The following is a 15,822-nucleotide window of genomic DNA, read 5'->3' as shown; positions in this document are numbered from 1 at the left end:
CCTTGTGGGAGCGAGCTTGCTCGCGATGGCATCAGGTCAGCCAGCATTGATGTTGACTGACGCACCGCTATCGCGAGCAAGCTCGCTCCCACAGGTTTTCAAGCAATCTGAACCACCAAATCTCAAGGCAGGAGAATGGTCGACCCCGTCGTCCGCCGCGCCGACAGCTCGGTCTGGGCCTTGGCCGCTTCCGCCAGTGGATAACGCTGGTTGATGTCCACTGTGAGCTTGCCGCTACTGATCATCCCGAACAGTTCATCAGCCATGCGCTGCAGGTTTTCGGCATTGTTGGCGTACGTCGCCAGGGTCGGGCGGGTGACGTACAGCGAGCCCTTGGCCGAAAGAATCCCCAGGTTCACACCGTCCACGGCACCCGAGGCATTGCCGAAGCTCACCACCAGGCCACGGGGGGCGACGCTGTCCAGGGAGGTCAACCAGGTGTCCTTGCCAACGCCGTCGTACACCACGGGCACCTTCTTGCCGTCAGTCAATTCCAGCACGCGCTGTGCGACGTTTTCCTTGCTGTAGTCGATGGTTTCCCAGGCGCCGTGGGATTTGGCAATGGCGGCTTTTTCCGGCGAGCTGACGGTACCGATCAGCTTCACGCCCAAGGCCTTGGCCCATTGGCAGGCCAAGGAGCCCACGCCACCGGCGGCGGCGTGGAACAGGATGGTTTCGCCACCCTTGAGTTCGTAGGTCTGGCGCAGCAGGTATTGCACAGTCAGGCCCTTGAGCATCACGCCGGCGGCCTGTTCGAAACTGATGGATTCGGGCAGATGCACCAGGTTGGCTTCGGGCAATACATGCACATCGCTGTAGGCCCCCAGCGGTCCGCTGCCGTACGCCACCCGGTCGCCGACCTTGAACCGCGTGACGCCTGGACCGATGGCCTCGACCACGCCCGCGCCCTCGGCACCCAGGCCCGAAGGTAGCGCCGGCAGCGGATAAAGACCGCTGCGGTAGTAGGTGTCGATGAAATTCAGGCCGATCGCCTTGTTGCTGACGCGTACCTGCTGCGGGCCCGGCTCGGCCGGCTGATAGTCGACGTACTCGAGCACTTCGGGACCGCCGTTGGAACGGAACTGGATACGTTTGGCCATCTTCACTTTCTCCTTGTCGCAGACTTTTACCAAGCCTGCTATCGGACTCCTAACCTTGACCGTCGTCAACTGTGGCGTGGGCAAGTGCGGTGGTATCCTGTGCGCCCATTTGCCACCGGCCCGCTATACGCCGCGTAGCGTAGCCCTGATCAAGGTGACGTCATGTCCACTCGTACCGAGGCCGTGAAAGCCTATCTGCTCGACCTGCAAGACCGAATCTGCGCCGCCCTGGAAACCGAGGACGGCGGCACGCGCTTCGTCGAAGATGCCTGGACCCGGCCGGCCGGGGGTGGCGGTCGCACGCGGGTGATCGAAAACGGCACGGTGATCGAAAAGGGCGGCGTCAACTTTTCCCACGTATTTGGCAGCGGTCTCCCACCCTCGGCCAGCGCCCATCGGCCGGAACTGGCTGGACGCGGCTTCGAAGCCCTGGGCGTGTCGCTGGTGATCCACCCGCACAACCCCCACGTACCGACCTCCCACGCCAACGTGCGTTTCTTCATCGCCGAAAAGGAAGGCGAAGAAGCCGTCTGGTGGTTCGGCGGTGGCTTCGACCTGACGCCCTACTACGGCGTCGAAGAGGATTGCGTGCATTGGCACCGCGTCGCCGAGCAAGCCTGCGCGCCGTTCGGCCCCGAGGTGTATCCGCGCTACAAGGCCTGGTGCGACAGCTACTTCCACCTCAAGCATCGCAACGAGCCCCGGGGCATCGGCGGCCTGTTTTTCGACGACCTGAACGAGTGGGGTTTCGACACCTGCTTCGCCTTCATCCGCGCCATCGGCGACGCCTACATCGATGCCTACCTGCCCATCGTGCGTCGCCGCAAGCACGACGCGTTCACCGCCAAGCAACGGGAATTCCAGGAATTTCGCCGTGGGCGCTACGTGGAATTCAACCTGGTCTACGACCGCGGCACCCTGTTCGGGCTGCAATCGGGCGGGCGTACCGAGTCGATCCTGATGTCCCTGCCGCCGCAAGTGCGCTGGGGCTACGACTGGAAAGCCGAGCCGGGCAGCGAAGAGGCGCGGCTGACCGAGTACTTCCTGCAGGATCGCGATTGGCTGGCAACGGCCTGAACGGGGATATTCCATGGATCGCTACGTTGTAATGGGTAACCCGATCGGCCACAGCAAGTCGCCGTTGATCCATCGCCTGTTCGCCGATCAGACCGGGCAGGTGCTGGACTACACCACGCTGCTGGCACCGCTGGAGGATTTCTCCGGTTGCGCCCGGGCATTTTTCCGCGAGGGGCGTGGGGCGAACGTCACGGTGCCGTTCAAGGAAGACGCCTTCCGCCTGGCCGACACCCTGACCGAGCGGGCCCAGCGGGCCGGGGCGGTCAATACCTTGAGCAAACTGGCCGACGGCCGCCTGTTGGGTGACAACACCGACGGCGCCGGCCTGGTCCGGGACCTGACCGTCAACGCCGGCTTCAGCCTCCAGGGCAAGCGCATCCTGTTGCTGGGGGCCGGCGGCGCGGTGCGCGGCGCCCTGGAGCCGCTGCTGGCCGAAGCGCCGACCTCGGTGATTATCGCCAACCGCACGGTGGAAAAAGCCGAATGGCTGGCCGAATCGTTCGCCGACCTGGGCCCGGTCTCGGCCAGTGGCTTCGATTGGCTGCAAGAGCCGGTGGACCTGATCATCAACGCCACCTCCGCGAGCCTGTCGGGGGAGGTACCGCCGATTGCCGCCAGCTTGATCGAGCCCGGCAAGACGGTCTGCTACGACATGATGTATGGCAAGGAACCGACCTCATTCTGCCGTTGGGCCAGTGCGCACGGGGCGGCGGTGGCGATGGATGGCCTGGGCATGCTCGCCGAACAGGCGGGCGAAGCGTTCTACCTGTGGCGCGGGGTACGCCCGGACACCGCGCCGGTGCTGGCCGAGCTGCGCCGCCAGCTCGCGCTTTAGGCTTCAGGCTGTTGTGGCGAGGGGATTTATCCCCGTTGGACTGCGAAGCAGTCCCAAAAAAGCAGGGCCGCTTCGCGCCCCAACGGGGATAAATCCCCTCGCCACAGGTATGTGCTGCCTCAAGTCCCCTACAGTTTTTAATCCTCAAAATGGATCGGGCAACGCTCCGGTCCTTCCAGCTTCAACAACTCCTCCACCACCTGGGGCCTGGCCTTGCGCAAGGTCAGGCTACGGCCCTGGCCGCGCAGGCGCCGGGCTTCCTGGTGGAGCATTTCCACCCCGGAATAATCGATGAAGTTGATCTGCTGGGCATCGATGACCACCCGCTGCGCCTGCAACCGTTGCAGGCGTACTTGCAGGTAATGGCTGGCGCCGAAAAAGATCGAGCCCCCCACTCGCAGGATCTCCGCCTCCCCCTCGCGAAAGTGCTGCACCCGCGGCTGTGAGGTGCGCTTGAGGTAGAAGAACAGCGAAGCCAGTACGCCGGCGTAAATGGCGGTCTGCAGTTCCAGCAGCAACGTAGCCAGGCAGGTCAGGATCATCACCATGAATTCGGCGCGGCTCACGCGGTACAACGCCCGGATACCACGGTGGTCCACCAGCCCCCAGGCGATCAGCAGGATGCTGCCGGCCATGGCCGGAATCGGGATGTGCGCGATCAGTTTCGCCCCGGCGACCGCGAACAACGCCACCCACAAGGCCGAGAACACCCCGGCCAGGGGCGAGCAGGCGCCGGCTTCATAACTGAGGCCGGAACGGGTGAAGGAACCGGCCGACAAGGATCCAGAGAAAAATCCGCCAATGAGGTTGGAAAGCCCCTGCGCCCTCACCTCCTGATTCGCATCGAGCAATTGCCCGGAACGTACCGACAACGAACGGGCGATGGACAGGCTGGTGACCAGCCCGAGCATGCCCACCGCGACGGCCCCAGGCAGCAAGCGCAGGATCAGTTCCAGGTCCAGCGGCAGCAACGTCAGCGGTGGCAGGCGCCCGGCGAAGGCGCTGACCAGCGCCACATGCCCGAACATCGCCGGCCACAACCAGACCACCAGGCTGCTGATGACCAACGTTATCAACAGGCTCGGCCAGCGCGGCAGCAAGCGCTTGAGCACCACGCCCAGGAGCAGCGTGCCCAAACCCAGCAGCAATGACGGTTTATCCACAGCCTCGATATGGCTGACCAACGTCAGCAGGCCCTTCAATGCCGTGGCTTCATTGGGCAAATCGAGGCCCAGCAGGTTCGGCAGTTGCCCCAATGCGATCACCACCGCCGCTCCCAGGGTGAAACCCAGCACCACCGAATGGGAGACGAAATTCACCAGCGCGCCGAAACGCAACAGCCCCAGCAGCCACTGGAAAATCCCCGCCAGGACTGTCAGCAGCAGGATCAAGGTGATGTAGTCCTGGCTGGCGGGTACCGCCAGAGGGCTGACGGTGGCGTACAGGACGATGGAGATGGCCGCCGTTGGGCCGCAGATCAAGTGCCACGACGAACCCCAGAGGCAGGCGATCAAAACGGGAACAATCGCCGCGTACAGACCGTACTCAGGTGGCAGGCCGGCGATCAGGGCGTAGGCAATGGACTGCGGCAACGCGAGAATCGCACCACTCAGGCCGACGATCAGGTCACGGCCGACACTGGCGCGGGTTTGCCGGGGCAGCCAGCTCAGGAACGGAAAGAGTGAATGGCGCGTGGGGATTGCCATGGGGCCTCAAGGATGGGGTTTGGCGCAAGAGTATCAGGTGAGCCAAGCTTGCTCCCGCTCGGCCTGTAGGCACTACGCAGGAGCTGTGTAGGAGCTGACGAGTGCAACGAGGCTGCGATCTTTCCCCAGACACTTAAGTCCCAAGCGAAAGATCAAAAGATCGCAGCCTTCGGCAGCTCCTACAGGGCAGTCCAGCGGGAGCAAGCTCCCTCGCCACAAGCGCAACTCACCGGCACATCGGCTTTACAGCTTGGCCTTAACCGCCGCCAACGCATCCTTGCCATCCACGGTCTTCACGCCGTCCAGCCACTTGTCCAGCACCGCCGGGTTGGCCTTGATCCAGGCCTTGGCCGCATCGGCGTTGCTGACTTTGTTGTTCACCACCTCGGCCATGATGCTGTTCTCCATTTCCTGGGTGAAGCTGAGGTTGGTCAACAGCTTGCCAACGTTCGGGCAGGCCTGTGCATAACCCTTGCGGGTCAGGGTATAGACGCTGCCCGTATCGCCGAAATACTTCTCGCCGCCCTTGAGGTAATGCATTTTCAACTGCACGTTCATCGGGTGCGGCGTCCAGCCCAGGAAGGTCACGAACTTCTGTTTCTTCACCGCCCGGGAGACTTCCGCCAGCATCGCCTGCTCGCTGGACTCCACCAGTTTCCACTCGCCCATGCCGAAATCATTGGTCTTGATGATTTCTTTCAGGGAGAGGTTGGCCGGGGCGCCGGAGCCGATGCCGTAGATCTTCTTCTCGAACTTGTCGGCGAATTTGTTCAGGTCGGCAAAGTCATGCACACCGGCGTCCCAGACATAATCCGGGACCGCAAGCGTGAATTCGGTGCCGTCGAGGTTCTTGGCCAGTTGCGTGACATCGCCCGTGGCCACGAATTTGTCATAGAAGCCCTGCTGCGCCGGCATCCAGTTACCCAGGAACACATCCACCTGGCCGTCCTTGAGGCCACCGAAGGTGATCGGCACCGCGAGGGTGTCGACCTTGGCCTTGTAGCCCATGCCATCCAACAGAAAACCGGTAATGGCGTTGGTCGCGGCGATGTCACTCCAGCCCGGGTCAGCCATTTTCACGGTCTCGCAGCTCTGCTCGGCCAACGCCGAAACACTGCTCAACGCCAACAGCCCAGCGGTCAGTACTGTGGATAACTTTTGCATGTGCTTGCCCTTACGTTATTGGTTTTGGCAGGGTTGTGGATAACGGGCCTTGCGCTCCAGATCGTCGAGATCGATGTGGTTACGCATGTACTGCTGGCTGGCGTCCACCAGCGGCTGGTGGTCCCAGCTCTTGAGTTTGCCCAGGGTCAGCGCCTGGGCGACAAAACGGCGGCGGCGCTGGCTGGCGAGCACCTGTTGGTGAATAACCGGAATATCCCACTTGGCGCGCGCCTCGGCGAGAAAATCGGCGAACAGGGATCGATGCTCGGGAGACTGGCTGAGATCTTCCAACTCCTTGGGATCGTTGCGCACGTCGAACAGCAGGCACGGGTCATCTTCGCTGTAGATGAATTTCCACGGGCCACGACGGATCATCATCAGGGGGCTGATGGTGCCTTCGGCCATGTATTCACCGAAGACTTCGTCATGCCCGCCCTGCCCTTGCAGATGCGGCACCAGCGAACGGCCATCCAATGGCAAGCCGGGTTCCAGCGTACCGCCGGCCAGTTCCACCAGGGTCGGCAGCAGGTCGGCGGTGGACACCGCCGCACCCACCCGACCGCTGGCGAACTGCCCCGGTGCGCTGATGAGCAACGGTACGCGGGCAGCCATTTCGAACCAGTGCATTTTGTACCACAGGCCTTTTTCGCCGAGCATGTCTCCATGATCGCCGGAGAAGACGATGATCGTGTCGTCCAGCAGACCGGTATCTTCCAGGGTCTGCAGCAGCTTGCCGACATTGCTGTCGATGTAGCTGCACGCGCCGAAATAGGCGCGGCGGGCATCACGGATCTTATCCACAGGCAGCGGCTTGTCCCACAGGTCATAGACCTTCAGCAGCCGCTGGGAATGTGGATCGAGGTCCGTTTGCGCCGGAGTCTGCGGCAACGGAATGTCGTTGTCGTCATACAAATCCCAGAACGCCTTGGGAATCGTGTACGGGTCGTGTGGGTGGGTCATCGATACGGTGAGGCAGAACGGCTGGTCACCGTCTTCGCGGATGTGGTCGAACAGGTACTGTTGGGCCTTGAACACCACTTCTTCATCGAAATCCAGCTGGTTGGTGCGCACGCAAGGGCCGGCCTGCAACACCGACGACATGTTGTGGTACCAGCTCGGCCGCACGTCCGGCTCGTCCCAGTTCACTGCCCAGCCGTAGTCTGCCGGGTAAATGTCGCTGGTCAGGCGCTCTTCGTAGCCGTGCAGTTGGTCGGGACCGCAAAAGTGCATCTTGCCGGACAACGCCGTGCGATAGCCGAGGCGACGCAGGTAATGGGCGTAGGTCGGCACGTCCGCAGGAAAATCCGCCGCGTTGTCGTAGGCGCCGATCTTGCTGGGCAACTGGCCGCTCACCAACGTGAAACGCGACGGCGCGCACAGCGGGCTGTTGCAATAGGCGGCGTCGAACACCACGCCCTCGGCGGCCAGGCGCGACAGGTTCGGCAGCTTGATCGGCGAAGGACCGTAGATCGGCAACATTGGCGCGGCCATTTGATCGGCCATGATGAAAAGAATGTTCTTGCGCTTCATGTATTCGCGGCATTCCATAGTAGGCAGTTATGCGATAGTGCTGCGATCGAGCATGTAGCCCCCGGGTTTTGGGGTAAAGCCCATGCAGGATAATGACTAGGATAAGCACAGCTTATGTATGACGCCCTGGGTAGCCTGTCCCTGGAACTGTTCCGTGCCTTTGAAGCCGCGGCCCGCCAACAAAGCTTCACGGCGGCGGCGATTGAGCTGGGCACCACGCAACCGGCCATCAGCCAGCAGATCAAGCGCCTGGAAGAACAACTGGGCACACGGCTGTTCGACCGGATCTACCGGGGCATCGAACTGACCGAGGCCGGGACGATCCTGTTCGAGCAGGTGCAGGCCGGTTTGCAAAGCATCGATGCCGGGCTGAGCGCGATCACCGCCCAACAGCAGCATGAGGTGCTGCAGGTCGCCACGGACTTCGCCTTCGCCGCTTACTGGCTGATGCCGCGCCTGCATCGCTTTCACGCCGCCAACCCCCAGGTGGACGTGAGCCTGGTGACCAGCGAACGCAACCACAACATGCTGCGGACCGATATCGACGTTGCCGTGCTGTTCGGCGACGGTCGCTTCAAACAAGGCGAAAGTCGCTGGCTGTTCAGCGAAGAAGTCTTTCCGGTGTGCAGCCCGCTGCTGCTCAAGGAGCGTCCCCTGCCCTTGCCCGCCCGGGCCTTGGCGGAATTTCCATTGCTGCACCTGCGCGCGAGCAACAGCAACAGCTGGTTCGATTGGAGCGGCGTATTCCGCGAGCTGGGCATCACCTCGCCGCCAGCCCCCGGGCAATTGCGCTTCGACAACTACACGCTCCTCATCCAGGCGGCGATTGGTGGCCAAGGCGTCGCCATCGGCTGGCGACACCTTGTGGATAACTTATTGGCCCAGGGGCTGCTGTGTCGTCCGATCGCCGAAACGGTGCTGTCGCGGCTGGGGTATTACGTGGTCTTGCCCCAGCGTAAACGACGCGGTGTGTTGATCAGGCAATTCGTCGATTGGCTGATGGAAGAACAGGCCAACAGTGCTGAATCGCTCACGGGATTGCCGTTGCCTTCGATTGCGGTTTGAGGCCGTGGCGAGCGCCATGTTTTTGGGGCTGCTTCGCAGCCCAGCGGGAGCAAGCTCCCTCGCCACGGATGTCGACAGCTAGTGGGCGGCGACAAAGCTGACATGCTCGCCCACATGCAGGTTCAAGTGCAGTTCGTCAGCGATGCCGACCGCCACGCGGTTGAGCCGCTCCAGGGATTCGGCCATGCCGGGTTCGAGGCTGGTGCTGACCTGGCTGAAATGCTCGATGCCCAGGCCAGGCGCGGCGTAAGGGGCGTTGACCAAGGTCCACTGCAAGGTGCTGTTCTTGAGGGCGTCGAGCACTTCTTCGGCGGCATGGCGCTGCAAATCGTCGTCGGCCTGCTCTTCGTCGAGCACGGCGAAGTCGCCGATCAGGAACAACCGGGGCACGTTCACCGCCTGCATGCCGGCGATCAGGGCATCCACCGCCAAGACTTGCTCCACCGGGCCAGGAATCAAGGTGCGCTCCACTTGTTCGCTGTTCATCGGCAACCCCGGCGCGTTCAACAGGCACACCACGGCGCTGGCACCGGCAACGCTTTGCTTGACCCGCTCCGGGTCGAAAAGATCGCCGGTCTTGGTCCGCAGGCCCGGGCGTGGAGCCAGGGCGGTAAGATCGTCGAGAATGGCGATGACCTCATGCTGGCGCCGCAGCATTTCAGCCATCAACGCACTGCCGAGGCTGCTCATGGCACCATAGAGCACCACTTTGATGACCGGGGTTTCAGCGTTTTTCATGGCTGTTTTCCTCTTTAACGCGCATGTAAAGGCTCTGACCCGCGGCAAACGGCGAGGGTTCGGCCTCTTTTCCAAGGAGTACAGATGCAGCGGATCAAGGGCTACCACGCCCACGTGTATTTCGACGCCAGCACACTCGACCAGGCGCGGGCCCTGTGCGAAGAAGCGGCGCGGCTGTTCCCGCTGAAAATGGGCCGTGTCCATCAACGTCCGGTCGGCCCGCACCCGGACTGGAGCTGTCAGTTGGCGTTCGATCCGCAGTACATCGGCGTGGTCCTGCCGTGGCTGGCGCTGAATCGCAAGGGTCTGGTGATTTTCCTGCACCCGGAGACCGGCGATGACCTGACGGACCACACCGAGCATGCGATCTGGATGGGCGCGGTACGGCCGTTGAATCTTTCAGCGTTCAAGGCAAGCACCTGATTGCTTTGCATGGACCAGAGACATGGTTCTGTGACGAGGGGATTTATCCCCGCTGGACTGCGCAGCAGGCCCAAAGGAACAGAATGCACTCTCCAGATAGTGCAGGATGACGGGTTTCGGGGCCGCTTCGCGCCCCAGCGGGGATAAATCTCCTCGCCACAGGAGTGCTGCTCGACAGGTCATCATCTACGGCTCGTCGCCCATTTACCCTGCGAAAGCTTGCTGAAAGCTAGCGCGATTAGGATCACCTCACTTCCGGCAAAAGACCGGTCGGCCAAAAGCGAGTTTTCAAGGCTCGTTCGGCCCTTTTAACAACAACAATGGTGATTCTGATGTCCGCTGCTACCCGTCCCGCCGCACCCACTCCATCCGTCCCCCTCGTGCTTTGCATTTCGCGCTGACCTGTCCGGTTCGTCTTTCATAGCCGCGCTACGCCTGGAGTATTTCCCATGCTGACTTTCCTTGGCTTCGCCATGGTCATCACGTTCATGTTCCTGATCATGACCAAGCGCCTGTCCGCGCTGATCGCCCTGATCATCATCCCGATCCTGTTCGCCCTGTTCGGTGGCTTCGCGCCGAAGATCGGCCCGATGATGCTCGAAGGCATCACCAAGCTCGCCCCGACCGGGGTGATGCTGATGTTCGCGATTCTGTATTTTGCCCTGATGATCGACTCCGGCCTGTTCGACCCGGCCGTGCGCAAGATCCTCAAGCTGGTCAAGGGCGACCCGTTGAAAGTTTCGGTCGGTACCGCCGTTCTGGCGCTCGTCGTTTCCCTCGATGGTGACGGCGCGACCACTTACATGATCTGCGTGGCCGCGATGCTGCCGCTCTACAGCCGCATCGGCATGAGCCCGCGCATCATGGCCGGCCTGATCATCCTCGCCGGTGGCGTGATGAACATGACCCCGTGGGGCGGCCCGACGGCCCGGGCGGCCAGTGCGCTGCATGTGGACCCGTCCGACATCTTCGTGCCGATGATTCCGGCGATGCTGGCCGGTGTCGTGGCGATCCTGGCGATCGCCTACATGTACGGCAAACGCGAACGCGCACGCCTGGGTGAACTGCACCTGGCCGGCGACGAGATCGACCACAGCGAAATCAGCGTGTCCCAGTTCCCGGATGCCCGTCGTCCGAAGCTGATCTGGTTCAACGGCGCGCTGACCCTGGCCCTGATGTGCACCCTGATCGCCGGCCTGTTGCCGCTGCCGGTGCTGTTCATGGTGGCCTTCAGTATCGCGATGATCGTCAACTACCCGTGCCTGCAACAGCAGAAAGACCGCGTCGCGGCGCACGCCGGCAGTGTGTTGGCGGTGGTCGGGCTGATTTTCGCCGCGGGTATCTTCACCGGCATCCTGTCCGGTACCGGCATGGTCGACGCCATGTCCAAGAGCCTGCTGGCGGTGATCCCGGACTTCCTCGGTCCTTACCTGGCGGTCATCACTGCGCTGGTGAGCATGCCCTTCACTTTCTTCATGTCTAACGACGCATTTTATTACGGGGTGTTACCGGTTCTCGCCGAGGCCGCCAGCCATTACGGCATCACCGCCGTCGAAATGGCCCGTGCCTCCATCGTCGGCCAGCCCGTCCACCTGTTGAGCCCGCTGGTTCCGTCGACCTACCTGCTGGTAGCCTTGGCCGGGATCGAGTTCGGCGATCACCAGCGCTTCACCTTGAAGTGGGCAGTACTGGTTTGCCTGTGCATAATGTTTGCCGCCTTGCTGATGGGGATTTTTCCGCTGTTCAGCACTCTATAAAAGCAACGCTCGCTGTGCCGTGCCGGTCTGACAAGACGGCGCGGCGTGGCCTAACACTCGCTCAAAGGAACTCACATGGAATGGCTGACCAACCCGGAAATCTGGGTTGCCTTCTTTACCTTGACCGCCCTGGAAATCGTCCTGGGCATCGACAACATCATCATGATCTCGATCCTGGTCAGCCGCATGCCCAAGCACATGCAGGCGCGCACCCGGATCTTCGGCCTGGCGCTGGCCATGGTCACGCGGATCCTGTTGCTGCTGTCCATCACCTGGGTCATGCGCCTGACGGCGGATTTGTTCGAAGTGTTCGGCCAGGGCATCTCAGGTCGCGACCTGATCCTGTTCTTCGGTGGCCTGTTCCTGCTGTGGAAAAGCTCCCAGGAGATGTACCACGCGCTGGAAGGCGAAGATGAAAGCAACGACGAACCTTCGGGCAAGGGCGGCAACTTCATCTACACCATCATCCAGATCGCGATCATCGACATCGTGTTCTCCCTGGACTCGGTCATTACCGCGGTTGGCATGGTCTCCCATGTACCGGTGATGGTTGCCGCCATCGTCGTTGCCGTACTGGTGATGATGCTGGCTTCGGGCACCATCAGCTCGTTCATCGACAAGCACCCGTCGCTGAAGATGCTGGCGCTGTCGTTCCTGCTGGTGGTCGGTACCGTGCTGATCGCCGAGTCGTTCGACGTGCACGTGCCAAAAGGCTACGTCTACTTCGCCATGGCGTTCTCCCTGGCGGTGGAAGCGGTCAACATCAAGATGCGCACCGCGATCGCACGCAAGCGCAAGCAGCAGGATCCGGTGAAACTGCGCAAGGACGTACCGGGTCAGTAACGGCTCGGGGCAATGAATGAAGGGGCTCTTTGGAGCCCCTTTTTCATGCCCCAGGAAAGGCCGGTGCGCACAACCCTGTGGGAGCGAGCTTGCTCGCGATAGCGGTCTGTCAGCCAAAGAAGATGTTGAATGTCAGGGCCCCATCGCGAGCAAGCTCGCTCCCACAGGGGCTGCGGGGTGTTTTTTATGACAGTTTTGTTTCAAACGATTCTTTAGCTGTGCAATGCTGGCGCCCGAACCGTTCGCCAACTACAGCTTAAGTACAAGAAAGAAGCATGTGGCATCGTCAATTTGTTCCTTTGGAACGCTAACAGGGGGCCTCTCATGCTGACCCTGCTGAATTTGCTCTCCGCCGTGGCCCTGCTGATCTGGGGCACGCATATCGTGCGTACCGGCATCTTGCGGGTCTACGGCTCGAACCTGCGCCATGTCATTGGCCAGAACATGTCCCGGCGCTGGCTGGCGTTTATCGCAGGGATCATGGTCACGGCCATGGTCCAGAGCAGCAACGCCACGGCCATGCTCGTCACCTCGTTCGTTGGCCAGGGCCTGATGGCGCTGACGCCGGCCCTGGCGACCATGCTGGGCGCCGATGTCGGCACCGCACTGATGGCACGGGTGCTGACCCTCGACCTGTCGTGGCTGTCGCCGCTGCTGATCTTCCTCGGGGTGATTTTTTTCCTCTCGCGCAAACAGACCCGCGTCGGGCAAATGGGCCGGGTCAGTATCGGCCTGGGCCTGATCATCCTGGCCCTGCAATTGATCGTCGAAGCCGCCGCGCCCATCACCCACGCCCAAGGCGTGAAAGTGATCTTCGCCTCACTGACCGGCGACATCCTGCTCGATGCGCTGGTCGGCGCGCTGTTCGCGATGATTTCCTATTCCAGCCTGGCCGCCGTGCTGCTGACCGCGACGCTGGCCGGTGCCGCGGTGATCAGCCTGCCGGTGGCCATCGGCCTGGTGATCGGCGCCAACATCGGCAGCGGCGTATTGGCGTTCCTCAGCACCAGCATGCAGAACACCGCCGGACGCCAGGTGGCGCTGGGCAGCCTGCTGTACAAGCTGATCGGGCTGTTGTTGATCATTCCGGTGCTCGATCCGCTGGTGGGCTGGCTCGACAGCCTGGATTTCAGCCCCCAGGAAACGGTGATCGGTTTTCATCTGCTCTACAACACCGTGCGATGCCTGGTGCTGCTGCCCAGCGTCGACCCGATGGCCAGGCTCTGTAGCTGGCTGCTGCCGGAACGGCCCGAGACCAACGGCACGGCCAAGCCCCGCCACCTGGACCCCACGGCCCTCGCCACCCCGAGCCTGGCGCTGGCCAACGCGGCCCGTGAAACCCTGCGCATTGGCGACCTGATCGAAAACATGCTCGAAGCCATGCTGGACGTGCTGCGCGGCCAGCAGACCGCGGTGACCCAGGACGTGCGGCGCATGAGCGATGACGTCGAGGCGCTGTGCAGTGCAATCAAGTTGTACATGGCGCAAATGCCCCGTGAAGACCTCAGCGAACAGGACAGCCGCCGCTGGGCCGAGATCATCGAACTGGCGATCAACCTCAAGCTGGCCAGCGACCTGATCGAGCGCATGTTGCGCAAGGTCCAGCAGCAGAAGACCTCGCAGCGCCGTTCCTTTTCCGATGTGGGCCTGGAAGAGTTGGCGGGGCTGCACAGCCACCTGATCGCCAACCTGCGGCTGGGGTTGTCGGTATTCCTCAGCGCCGACCGGGAAAGCGCCCGCCAGTTGCTGCGTGAGAAACGTCGTTTTCGGGCGCAGGAACGGCGCATGGCCCATGCCCATGTCAGCCGCCTGCAACGCAAAGTCGTCCAAAGCCTGGAGACCAGTTCCCTGCACCTGGAGCTGATTGCCGACATGAGGCGCCTCAATTCGCTGTTTTGCGGCAGCGCCTATGTGGTGCTGGAGACGGCCGAGATCGGTGCGCTGGCGGCGGATGAAATTTCCGACATTACCCATTCGCCTTGAACAACTGGCGCATTGGTCAGTCAGTAACAATGGCTCGGGCCTGAAACCGTTCAGCGGCCCGCCTGCTCCCGTTGTCATGAATACTGCATAGATTCGATAGGGGGAGCGAGCCAACTCCGGGCGCGATCCGCCGATGACGGCCTGCCCGGCACCATGGACCTCCACCCAGCCGCCAGGAAGCCCTTATGCGTTGTCTGTTGCTCGCCTTTCTTTTGCTCGGCTCGCTGCCCGTGGTTGCCCTGGACCGGTTCCAGGTCGAAGGCTATACGCTGCCCAACGGCATGCAGCTGATGCTCAAGCCCGGCACCGAACGCGGGCATGTGGCGATCCGGCTGGTGGTCGGCGTGGGCCTGGACGACTTCAGTTGCGCCGACAAGGAACTGCCGCACCTGCTCGAACACCTGCTGTTCAGCGGCGTCGACGACAGTGGCGAAGGCGGCCTGGAAGAGCGCATGCAGGCCTTGGGTGGCGAATGGAATGCCTTCACCAGCAACGCCGACACCACGTTCGTCATCGAGGCGCCGGCGCGCAATCAACGCAAGGTGCTGGACCTGCTGCTGACGCTGTTGACCCGCACCCGTATCGACGAAAAAGCCCTGGAGGCGGCCAAGCGGGTGGTGGAGCGCGAGGACGGTGGTCACTACACCCACCTGCAACGCTGGCTCGATCACCAGGACCTGGGCCACAAGGCCAGCAACCAACTGGCGGTCGAGTTGGGCCTGCGCTGCGCGGAACGGGCCGAGGTCCAGCGCCATACCCTCGCCCGCCTCGAACAAGTGCGCAAGGCCTGGTATGCGCCGAACAACATGACGCTGATCGTGGTCGGGGATCTCGACCGACTGCTGCCCGCCTACCTGGAACGCGCCTTTGGCGAACTCGAGCCGGTGGAGCCCAGTGCCCACGAGGCGCTGCCACAGATCCGCTACAAGGCGGTCACCAAGCGCAACCTGATCCGTGGCCTGGCCGGCGACAGTGCCAAGCTCCACTGGCTGTTCCCGGAACCGGTGCTGGACGAGCAGCATGACGAAACCTTCGACCTGCTCAAGGACTACCTGGATTGGGCACTTTATCGCCAGCTGCGCCTGGCCCGCGGCCTGTCCTACGGGCCGTGGACCGAGCGCGAAGTGTTCGGCGGCGTCGGCTTCTTCAGCCTGAATGCCGACCTGTCCCGCGAAGACTTGCCCGAAGCCGAACAGGCGCTGGAAGAACTGCGCAAGACCTTGCTCAAGGATGGCCTCGACCCCGCCAGTTTCGTGCGCATCAAACGCGCGGCCATCGCCCATCAGTCCTGGGCGGTTCAAGGTAACAGCGCGCTGGCCGACTACTACTGGGGCGCCTTGGGCGACTACGAAGACGGTCGCTTCGCCAACCCGGCCGTGCGCCTGCAGGAGGTGAGCCTGGAACAGGCCAACGTGGCCCTGCGCGAACTGCTCAAGGATCCGGGTTACCTGCGCATCGAGAAGCCGTTGCTCAGTGACGATGAGCTCGTCTGGGGGCTGGGCGGCTTGCTGGGGTTGTTGCTGCTCGGATTGGTGGTGTGGCAGGTACGCCGACAACGTAGGAGCTGACGAGTGCAACGAGGCTGCGATCTTTCCGCTGGC

13 protein-coding genes are annotated in these 15,822 nt (G+C 62.4%); 8 read left to right on the top strand and 5 right to left on the bottom strand.

Translation table 11 applies throughout. The features are described from left to right. Positions 1-122: 122 nt before the first annotated feature. Positions 123-1,100: a quinone oxidoreductase family protein gene (locus BLU85_RS15115; protein ID WP_092200034.1), complete on the bottom strand. Its 978-nt coding sequence runs from the start codon at positions 1,098-1,100 to the stop codon at positions 123-125. A gap of 162 nt (positions 1,101-1,262) precedes the next feature. Between BLU85_RS15115 and hemF the strand changes: the two genes are divergently transcribed. Beyond that, complete coding sequence (hemF, locus tag BLU85_RS15110) at positions 1,263-2,177, top strand: oxygen-dependent coproporphyrinogen oxidase (protein WP_092200037.1); 915 nt, start codon at positions 1,263-1,265, stop codon at positions 2,175-2,177. Between the two features lie 13 nt (positions 2,178-2,190). Then, positions 2,191-3,012 carry a shikimate dehydrogenase gene (gene aroE, locus BLU85_RS15105; protein WP_092200040.1) on the top strand — a complete coding sequence of 274 codons (822 nt, stop codon included), beginning with the start codon at positions 2,191-2,193 and terminating at the stop codon, positions 3,010-3,012. Positions 3,013-3,149: 137 nt separating this feature from the next. Here aroE and BLU85_RS15100 read toward each other — a convergent pair whose 3' ends face one another. The 3 genes from BLU85_RS15100 to betC form a co-directional block, all read right to left on the bottom strand. Further along, positions 3,150-4,718, bottom strand: a complete 1,569-nt coding sequence (locus tag BLU85_RS15100; RefSeq protein ID WP_092200043.1) for a SulP family inorganic anion transporter — start codon at positions 4,716-4,718, stop codon at positions 3,150-3,152. 243 nt (positions 4,719-4,961) lie between these two features. Next, the gene (gene choX, locus BLU85_RS15095; protein ID WP_092200046.1) at positions 4,962-5,882 is read right to left on the bottom strand and encodes a choline ABC transporter substrate-binding protein; all 921 of its coding nucleotides are present in this window, start codon (positions 5,880-5,882) and stop codon (positions 4,962-4,964) included. 15 nt (positions 5,883-5,897) lie between these two features. Beyond that, positions 5,898-7,412 carry a choline-sulfatase gene (gene betC / locus BLU85_RS15090; RefSeq protein WP_092200049.1) on the bottom strand — a complete coding sequence of 505 codons (1,515 nt, stop codon included), beginning with the start codon at positions 7,410-7,412 and terminating at the stop codon, positions 5,898-5,900. Positions 7,413-7,526: 114 nt separating this feature from the next. Here betC and BLU85_RS15085 point away from each other — a divergent pair, with 114 nt between their 5' ends. Then, entirely contained in the window at positions 7,527-8,477 is a 951-nt protein-coding gene (locus tag BLU85_RS15085) for a choline sulfate utilization transcriptional regulator (protein ID WP_092200052.1), read from the top strand. 78 nt (positions 8,478-8,555) lie between these two features. Here the strand turns inward: BLU85_RS15085 and BLU85_RS15080 are convergent, their stop codons facing one another. Next, on the bottom strand, positions 8,556-9,215 hold the full coding sequence (locus tag BLU85_RS15080; RefSeq protein WP_092200055.1) for an NAD(P)-dependent oxidoreductase: 660 nt from the start codon (positions 9,213-9,215) through the stop codon (positions 8,556-8,558). A gap of 84 nt (positions 9,216-9,299) precedes the next feature. Between BLU85_RS15080 and BLU85_RS15075 the strand changes: the two genes are divergently transcribed. The 5 genes from BLU85_RS15075 (at position 9,300) to BLU85_RS15055 (ending at position 15,789) form a co-directional block, all read left to right on the top strand. Then, complete coding sequence (locus BLU85_RS15075; protein WP_072407747.1) at positions 9,300-9,638, top strand: DOPA 4,5-dioxygenase family protein; 339 nt, start codon at positions 9,300-9,302, stop codon at positions 9,636-9,638. A 449-nt stretch (positions 9,639-10,087) separates the two neighbouring features. After that, complete coding sequence (locus BLU85_RS15070; protein WP_092200058.1) at positions 10,088-11,395, top strand: CitMHS family transporter; 1,308 nt, start codon at positions 10,088-10,090, stop codon at positions 11,393-11,395. A gap of 75 nt (positions 11,396-11,470) precedes the next feature. After that, the gene (locus BLU85_RS15065) at positions 11,471-12,238 is read left to right on the top strand and encodes a TerC family protein (protein WP_092200061.1); all 768 of its coding nucleotides are present in this window, start codon (positions 11,471-11,473) and stop codon (positions 12,236-12,238) included. A gap of 324 nt (positions 12,239-12,562) precedes the next feature. Next, on the top strand, positions 12,563-14,221 hold the full coding sequence (locus tag BLU85_RS15060) for a Na/Pi cotransporter family protein (RefSeq protein ID WP_092200065.1): 1,659 nt from the start codon (positions 12,563-12,565) through the stop codon (positions 14,219-14,221). A gap of 185 nt (positions 14,222-14,406) precedes the next feature. After that, positions 14,407-15,789, top strand: a complete 1,383-nt coding sequence (locus BLU85_RS15055) for a M16 family metallopeptidase (RefSeq protein ID WP_092200068.1) — start codon at positions 14,407-14,409, stop codon at positions 15,787-15,789. Positions 15,790-15,822: the final 33 nt, after the last annotated feature.

Source organism: Pseudomonas sp. NFACC14, assembly GCF_900106885.1.
GTDB lineage: Bacteria > Pseudomonadota > Gammaproteobacteria > Pseudomonadales > Pseudomonadaceae > Aquipseudomonas > Aquipseudomonas fluorescens_AA.
The sequence above is the reverse complement of the archived record's forward strand: the minus strand, read 5'-3'. Positions and strand labels throughout refer to the sequence as shown.

Excerpts from the sequence above, each read along its gene's own strand:
- hemF (WP_092200037.1), top strand. The coding sequence starts at position 1,263 with ATGTCCACTCGTACCGAGGCCGTGAAAGCCTATCTGCTCGACCTGCAA.
- BLU85_RS15085 (WP_092200052.1), top strand. The coding sequence starts at position 7,527 with ATGTATGACGCCCTGGGTAGCCTGTCCCTGGAACTGTTCCGTGCCTTT.
- BLU85_RS15115 (WP_092200034.1), bottom strand. The coding sequence starts at position 1,100 with ATGGCCAAACGTATCCAGTTCCGTTCCAACGGCGGTCCCGAAGTGCTC.
- BLU85_RS15080 (WP_092200055.1), bottom strand. The coding sequence starts at position 9,215 with ATGAAAAACGCTGAAACCCCGGTCATCAAAGTGGTGCTCTATGGTGCC.
- BLU85_RS15055 (WP_092200068.1), top strand. The coding sequence starts at position 14,407 with ATGCGTTGTCTGTTGCTCGCCTTTCTTTTGCTCGGCTCGCTGCCCGTG.
- BLU85_RS15060 (WP_092200065.1), top strand. The coding sequence starts at position 12,563 with ATGCTGACCCTGCTGAATTTGCTCTCCGCCGTGGCCCTGCTGATCTGG.
- BLU85_RS15075 (WP_072407747.1), top strand. The coding sequence starts at position 9,300 with ATGCAGCGGATCAAGGGCTACCACGCCCACGTGTATTTCGACGCCAGC.
- BLU85_RS15070 (WP_092200058.1), top strand. The coding sequence starts at position 10,088 with ATGCTGACTTTCCTTGGCTTCGCCATGGTCATCACGTTCATGTTCCTG.
- BLU85_RS15100 (WP_092200043.1), bottom strand. The coding sequence starts at position 4,718 with ATGGCAATCCCCACGCGCCATTCACTCTTTCCGTTCCTGAGCTGGCTG.
- aroE (WP_092200040.1), top strand. The coding sequence starts at position 2,191 with ATGGATCGCTACGTTGTAATGGGTAACCCGATCGGCCACAGCAAGTCG.
- choX (WP_092200046.1), bottom strand. The coding sequence starts at position 5,882 with ATGCAAAAGTTATCCACAGTACTGACCGCTGGGCTGTTGGCGTTGAGC.
- betC (WP_092200049.1), bottom strand. The coding sequence starts at position 7,412 with ATGAAGCGCAAGAACATTCTTTTCATCATGGCCGATCAAATGGCCGCG.
- BLU85_RS15065 (WP_092200061.1), top strand. The coding sequence starts at position 11,471 with ATGGAATGGCTGACCAACCCGGAAATCTGGGTTGCCTTCTTTACCTTG.